This is a genomic window from Microbulbifer discodermiae, assembly GCF_040742695.1.
In the GTDB taxonomy this organism is placed as follows: Bacteria; Pseudomonadota; Gammaproteobacteria; order Pseudomonadales; family Cellvibrionaceae; genus Microbulbifer.
Genome location: NZ_JBFLAB010000033.1, coordinates 38,380 through 45,611, shown reverse-complemented (window position 1 = coordinate 45,611; position 7,232 = coordinate 38,380). Strand labels below are relative to the sequence as shown.

The 7,232-nt window shown below is 60.1% G+C and carries 6 protein-coding genes; 4 read left to right on the top strand and 2 right to left on the bottom strand.

The window, feature by feature from the left end:
- Nucleotides 1-205: 205 nt before the first annotated feature.
- Nucleotides 206-1,354 (bottom strand): PilT/PilU family type 4a pilus ATPase, encoded by a 1,149-nt coding sequence (locus tag AB1S50_RS12570; protein WP_367151106.1) that lies wholly within the window; start codon nt 1,352-1,354, stop codon nt 206-208.
- Nucleotides 1,355-1,444: 90 nt separating this feature from the next.
- Nucleotides 1,445-2,479 (bottom strand): type IV pilus twitching motility protein PilT, encoded by a 1,035-nt coding sequence (locus tag AB1S50_RS12565; protein ID WP_367151105.1) that lies wholly within the window; start codon nt 2,477-2,479, stop codon nt 1,445-1,447.
- 65 nt (nt 2,480-2,544) lie between these two features.
- Between AB1S50_RS12565 and AB1S50_RS12560 the strand changes: the two genes are divergently transcribed.
- From AB1S50_RS12560 to AB1S50_RS12545, 4 genes are all read left to right on the top strand, one after another.
- Entirely contained in the window at nt 2,545-3,270 is a 726-nt protein-coding gene (locus tag AB1S50_RS12560; protein ID WP_367151104.1) for a YggS family pyridoxal phosphate-dependent enzyme, read from the top strand.
- Nucleotides 3,271-4,098: a pyrroline-5-carboxylate reductase gene (gene proC, locus AB1S50_RS12555; RefSeq protein WP_367151103.1), complete on the top strand. Its 828-nt coding sequence runs from the start codon at nt 3,271-3,273 to the stop codon at nt 4,096-4,098.
- Between the two features lie 211 nt (nt 4,099-4,309).
- On the top strand, nt 4,310-4,918 hold the full coding sequence (locus AB1S50_RS12550; protein WP_367151102.1) for a YggT family protein: 609 nt from the start codon (nt 4,310-4,312) through the stop codon (nt 4,916-4,918).
- Between the two features lie 122 nt (nt 4,919-5,040).
- A complete protein-coding gene (locus AB1S50_RS12545) occupies nt 5,041-7,008 on the top strand; it encodes a dynamin family protein (protein ID WP_367151101.1) in 1,968 nt (655 codons plus the stop codon).
- Nucleotides 7,009-7,232 lie beyond the last annotated feature (224 nt).

The following is a 7,232-nucleotide window of genomic DNA, read 5'->3' as shown; positions in this document are numbered from 1 at the left end:
GAGGAACAGTTCGCGCCGTGTTTTGCGTTTCTTGATAGTGTATTCGGCTTCGGCGAAGGTCAGTTGGCTCATGATTGAATCTGTGTATGTTGGAAATGGGGTAAATTATGCCAGACTGGAGCAGTTTTTCAGAGGTTCCTTAGGAGATAGTGTAGTCAAACACCGATAATCGGCTGGCAGCGCCAGCCATGGTGGGAATATATGCTTAATAGGGTTGTGGGCCGTTGTAGTCGTCGCTATCGCCCTGCAGACTCAGCTCACCGGCCGCCTGCTGCAGGTATTCTGCATCGGATTCGGATTTGAGCTTGATCAGCAGGCGCAGGTCATTGGCGGAATCGGCGTGGGCGAGGGCGTCCTCGTAGGTAATTTCACCGCGGTCATACAATTCGTACAGGGCCTGATCGAAGGTCTGCATACCCTGCTCGGTGGAACGCTTCATCAACTCTTTCAATTTGTGGACTTCACCTTTGCGGACAAGATCCGAAGCCAGAGGCGTGTTGATCAGTATTTCCAGACAGGCGCGGCGGCCATCACCGTCCGGTGTCGGAACCAGCTGCTGAGCCACCATGGCCTTGAGATTCAGGGAGAGATCCATCCACAGCTGTTCGTGCCGGTCGGCGGGGAAAAAGTGAATAATGCGGTCCAGCGCTTGGTTGGCGTTGTTGGCATGCAGGGTGCAGAGACACAGGTGACCGGTTTCGGCGAAAGCGATAGCATGGTCCATTGTCTCGCGGGAGCGCACCTCACCAATCAGGATCACGTCCGGCGCCTGGCGCAGAGTATTTTTCAGGGCCACTTCGAACGAGTCGGTGTCCAGCCCCACCTCGCGCTGGGTGACAATACAGCCACGGTGCTGGTGGATAAATTCGATCGGGTCCTCAATGGTAATGATATGGCCCTTGGAGTTTTCGTTGCGATAGCCAATCATTGATGCCAGTGAGGTGGATTTACCGGTACCGGTGGCGCCGACAAAAATAATCAGTCCGCGCTTGGTCATGGCCAGATCTTTGAGCACGTCCGGCAAGCCGAGGCCATCGACGGTGGGAATCGTGGTTTCAATGCGCCGCAACACCATACCCACCAGATTGCGCTGAAAAAATGCGGAGACCCGGAAGCGTCCCACATTGCGCACGGCTATGGCGAAATTCAGTTCCTTGTTTTGCGCAAATTCCCTTCGCTGCTTGTCGTTCATAATACCCACGACCAGTTCGCGGGCCTTTTCCGGCGACAGGGCATTGCTAGTCACCGCCACCACCTTGCCGTGCAGCTTCAGGGAAGGGGGCACACCGGCGGTCACGAACAGGTCTGACGCGCCCTTTTCCACCACCAGCTGTAACAGTCGTTCGATTTCCATTTGCGCTACTGCTCTTATCTTGTTGTATTCGGCCGGGCCCCTGCCCGCTGGCAACAACCCGGTAACTTATTGAGTTGCCGGGTTAATGAGTTAGAAGTTTTCCGGCATCTTGGCCTTTTCGCGCGCGACCTCGCGAGTGATAACCCGACGGGCAACCAGGTCCTCCAGACACTGGTCCATGGTCTGCATACCGACGTTGGCACCGGTCTGAATCGCAGAATACATTTGCGCGATCTTATCCTCACGGATCAGATTTCGGATAGCCGGGGTGCCGCGCATGATCTCGTGGGCGGCCACCCGTCCACCCCCACTGCGCTTCAACAGGGTCTGGGAAATCACCGCCTGCAGCGATTCCGAAAGCATGGAGCGCACCATGGCCTTTTCTTCGGCCGGAAACACATCCACCACCCGGTCGATGGTTTTGGCGGCGGAGGTGGTGTGCAATGTGCCGAACACCAGATGGCCGGTTTCCGCGGCGGTCAGTGCCAGACGGATGGTCTCCAGGTCCCGCATCTCCCCCACCAGGATGATGTCCGGGTCTTCCCGCAGGGCGGAGCGCAATGCCTCGGCAAAGCCGTGGGTATCCCGGTGCACTTCGCGCTGGTTCACCAGGCATTTTTTCGATTCGTGCACGAATTCGATGGGGTCCTCTACGGTGAGGATATGTTCGTACTTGTTGTCGTTGATATAGTCGATCATGGCCGCCAGGCTGGTGGATTTGCCGGAGCCGGTGGGACCGGTCACCAGTACCAGACCCCGCGGGGTATCCGAAATCTGCCTGAACACCTGCCCCATACCCAGGTCTTCCATGGTCAATACTTTGGAGGGAATGGTCCGGAACACAGCACCCGCACCGCGGTTGTGGTTAAAGGCGTTCACGCGGAAGCGCGCCACCCCGGGCACCTCGAAGGAAAAATCGGTCTCCAGGAACTCCTCGAAGTCCTTGCGCTGCTTGTCGTTCATGATTTCGTAGATAAGGCCGTGCACCTGCTTGTGTTCCATGGGCGGCAGATTGATGCGGCGCACGTCGCCATCCACGCGGATCATGGGCGGCAGGCCGGCGGAGAGGTGCAGGTCGGAAGCATTTTGTTTGGCGCTGAAGGCCAGGAGTTCTGTGATGTCCATACTGCTACCTTATTCTTCTCAGGGGATTGCCGTAGAATCCACGCTTTCTGATGCCGGACTAGTATATGCGCAAAGGGGAGATCACCGAAAACCTTGTTCGCGTGCGTGAGCGGATTGTCACATCTTGCCGCTCTTGCGGCCGCGACCCCGACGAGGTGACCCTGCTGGCGGTGTCCAAGACGCGACCGGCGGCGGATCTGCGTCTGGCCTTCGCGGCGGGGCAGCGCCACTTCGGCGAAAACTATTTGCAGGAGGCGCTGGACAAGCAGAAACAATTGCGGGATCTGGCTATCCAGTGGCATTTCATCGGCCCGTTGCAATCCAACAAAACCCGGGCGGCGGCGGAAGCTTTCGGCTGGATTCACAGTGTGGATCGATTAAAAATCGCACAGCGCCTGTCCAGTCAGCGCCCGCCACAGATGCCACCGCTGAACTTGTGTCTGCAGGTCAATATCGACGGCGAGGCGAGCAAATCCGGTCTCGCCCCTAACGGGGTTCTGCCACTGGCCCGGGCACTGGCCGGACTGCCAAACCTGCGGCTGCGCGGCCTGATGGCAATTCCCGCCCTCAAGCCGGGCCGGGAGGCGCAGCGGGAATCGCTGCAGCGGCTGGCCAGACTGTTGCACGAGCTGGACGAGGCGCTGCCGGATCAGCCTCTGGACACATTGTCCATGGGCATGTCCGGGGACATGGAGGCGGCAATCGAGGCCGGTGCCACTATAGTGCGCATCGGCACAGATATTTTTGGCCCGCGTCCTGCCGCGCCGGGCAAAAGGATGGAGGAACACTAAATGGAGCGGGAAAAACTGGTCTTTATCGGTGGCGCCGGCAATATGGCTGGAGCCGTAATCGGCGGCCTGCTGACCAGCGGTTATCCGGCGGAGCAAATCCTGGCCACCGGTCGCAACAATGACAAACTGTCCAAATTCAAGGCGCGCACCGGGGTAGAGGTCACCACCGACAATGCCGCCGCTGCGTCCGTGGCAGACGTACTGGTGCTGTCGGTGAAGCCCCAGATGATGAAGGATCTGTGCACCACTATTGCCAGTCCGGTGCGCGAGCGCAAACCCCTGGTGATCACCCTGGCCGCGGGCATACCGCTTGCGGCCTACAGGCGCTGGCTGGGTAGTGGGGTGCCGATAGTCCGCGCCATGCCGAATACCCCCGCACAGGTGGGCGCGGGGGCAACTGGCCTGTTCGCCGCAGACGGGGTCAGTGCGGCGCAGCGGCAGATCGCAGAGGAGATGGCGACAGCGGTGGGCATTGCCGTCTGGGTAGAGCGGGAAAGCGGTATCGACCAGGTGATCGCGGTTTCCGGCTCAGGCCCGGCGTATTTTTTTCAGTTTATGGAGTCCATGATCGATGCCGCCGCAAAGGCCGGTATGCGGCGCGAAGACGCGGAGCGCCTCACCTTGCAAACTGCGCTGGGGGCGGCGAAACTTGCGCTGTCCAGCGATGTGGATGTGGCACAATTAAAGCGCAATGTCATGTCGCCCAATGGTACCACCGAACGGGCCATTCAGCGCTTCCTGAGCGGCGGCCTGCCGCAGCTGGTAGAGGAGGCCATGCGGGATTGCGCGACGCGAGCGGCGGAGATGGCGCGCGAGCTGGACACCTGACAGGTTGTTGAAAAAGCCTTCCCTGGCTTTCCTCAACCGGGGTTTGCGGCGTATGTCCGCAAACCCTCAACGAACAATCAAGCAGTTATACGCTTGATATGTGGCCCCATCAGGCCACATATCAAGTTGGATGTAATGCGGCTCCCCGGGGGCGCGAGCGGGCCAGTCTCTGCCGCTCCCGGACGTCGCGGGGACCATGCAGGAAACTCAGATGACCAGTACTTTCAGTAATATCGGTGTATTTCTCGTTGCCACCCTCGGCATTCTGGCCCTGTTCGCCGTCTTGTTGCGTTTTCTGCTGCAGCTGGCGCGCGCCGATTTTTACAATCCCATCTCCCAGGGCATCGTCAAGGTCACCAACCCGCTGCTGCTGCCCCTGCGCAAGCTGGTGCCGGGGGTATTCGGCCTCGATATGGCTTCGATTGTGCTGGCGCTGCTGGTGGGCTGGGTGATGATCATGGTCTGCGGCATGCTCGCCGGAGGTGGGTTCTTCAATCCCCTCAGTGCTCTATTATGGTCGCTTCTGGGCGCGGTATCGACGACCATAGCGATCCTCTTTGTGGGCATGTTGATTTCGATCATATTCAGCTGGGTGGCGCCCCAGAGCAGCCATCCGGCGCTGATGCTGCTGCGCCAGCTGCTAGAACCCGTCTATGCCCCGGTGCGCAAGGTGATCCCGCCGCTGGGCATGATTGATATCAGCCCTATCTTTGTCTTTATTCTGTTGACGGTGGCCGACAAGTTGCTGCTTGGTTTTGCACAAATGGCAAACATGCCAGCTTTCGTTTACAGCCTCTTCTGGCACATCCCCGGTTTCTGATACCTTCTGCGACGTTTTTCCTCGACTGCAGCACAGTTTTCGCAGTGCCGCGCTTCTATTCTGCCGCGGCTTAGTCGAGAATGAGCAGTTACAGAAAGCGCCACTAAAAAGAAGAAATCACCATGGAAGATGCCATTTTGCGTCGGCACATTGCCGACTATGATCGCTGGAGGAAATCGCTCGACAGCCAGTTTGCAGCGTTCAACCTCTGGCTGAAGGAACACTTTCCCAACTCCGCCGGGGCGCGCCAGGTGGTGCAGCAGGCTCGCGCCCTGTTGACGGAGGATCAGTTTACCCTGGTGCTGGTGGGTGAGTTTTCCCGCGGCAAGACAGAACTGATCAATGCCCTGCTGTCCCACACCTATGGCAAGCGCCTGCTGCCGTCCCGGCCGGGACGCACCACCATGTGCCCCACAGAAATCTTCAGCGACGGGGGAGAACAGGCCAGCCTGCGCCTGCTGCCGATCGAGACCCTGGCGACCAGCACCAGCCTGGAGAGTTTCCGCCGCATCCCGCAAAAGTGGGTAACCCATGAATTCAATGCCGAAGACGCAGAGGCAACCCGCGATGCCCTGCTGCGTGTGGCGGCCACCAAGTCGGTATTGCCCGAAGAGGCCGCGCGCTACGGTTTCGACCGCAACCACCTGGATGGCAAGGGCAATCTGGTTGAAATTCCAGCCTGGCGCTTTGCACTGCTGTGCCTGCCGCACCCGCTGCTGGCACAGGGACTGCGTATTATCGATACCCCGGGGCTGAATGTCCTGGGCAACGAGCCCGAGCTTACCCTCAGCACTCTGCCCAGCGCCCAGGCGGTGGCCTTTCTACTGTCGGCGGATACGGGTGTGAGCGGCACCGACCTCAATATGTGGGAGACACACCTGGTGCCTCTGCGCCAGCATCGCGGCACTGCGGTCATGGCCCTGCTCAACAAGATTGACACCACTTGGGACGACCCGGACGAGGATCCGGAGCAGCTGTTGTTGCAGATGCGGACCCAGGTGGGCGAACTGTTGAATCTGCCCCCGGATGGTGTGGTGGGCGTATCGGCGAAAAAAGCCCTGCTGGCCCATGCCCGCCGCGACCCGCAGTTGCTGCGGCAAAGCCACTTCGAAGAGTTCGAGGCGCTGCTGGTGCAGCGCTTGGTAGAACACCGCCAGAAATTGTCCGAACACCGCTCGTTGCACCAGGCCCTGACCCTGATGGCGGATACCCGCGATCTGCTCAAGCGCCGCCTGAACAGCAGTCGCACGGCGCTCACGCAACTGCAGCGCAACAAGGTCGGCAACGATACGCAGTTTGCGGAACTGGCCCAGTTGCAAAAAGCGGCGCAAGAGCAACACCGCACCTGCCACCACGAGCTGCTGACCCTCAAATCGAGCCAGCGCATGCTGGCGCGCAAGCGGGCAGCGCTGCTGGCCCCCATTTCCAGCCAACAGCTGCAGTTGTTGATCAATGAAACCAGCAACACCCTGCACCAGCGCTGGACGCCACTGGGGCTGGCCAAGGCCATCGACAGTTTTATGGAGGGTGTCGATCACCAGCTGGCCAACCTGGAGAGTGAAGTGGAGCGTGCCAACCGGGTCGTGGATGCGATTTTTGAACGCTCCACCCTGAAGAATGTGGACGTCAGCGCGCAGTATTTTAACGCCGGTATCTTCCGCCTCTCCCTGCACGGCCTGCACCGCCAGGCGGCCCAGCTGCGCCGCTCACCACAACTGCTGCTGGCACGTCGCAACCGCCTGACCCAGCGCTTCATCACCACCCTGGCCAACGAGGTGGGCCGCCTGTACACCCGGCTCACCGCGGCCACCGACACCTGGCTGGAGCAGGCGCTGGAACCGCTCAAGCAGCATGCGCAATACCACAAGCACCTGCTCAACCGGCATATGATCAGGCTCGCCGAACTGAAGCAGAAGACCCACAGCAAGCGCACAGACCTGCGCGCCCTGGAAACGGAGATACTGCGCAACGACAATGCGCTGACCACTCTGGAGGAGCTGCTGGGTCAGAGTACAGCCGCGCCCCTGCCGGCGGCCCCCGCACCCCGGGCCGACAATGTCACCCCCCTCAAGGCGCCTGCCAGCCACTGAGGCGGATCGCAGCAAGCCGCCGCCCCCCAGCAAACCCTGAGCGGGGCGGCGAAAAGGTCTCCGGGCGGCAAAACCGCTGGCACTGATTTGTATTCGTGCGCAGGGCTCCCGTACACTTGCCCCAGCCCTTCTTCAATTGCGATTTACCCAATAGCGTGGCCGCCTTGTCCCAGGAAAAACTGTCACCGCCCTCCGCGGCCGCCCACAACCGAAATGCTGCCACA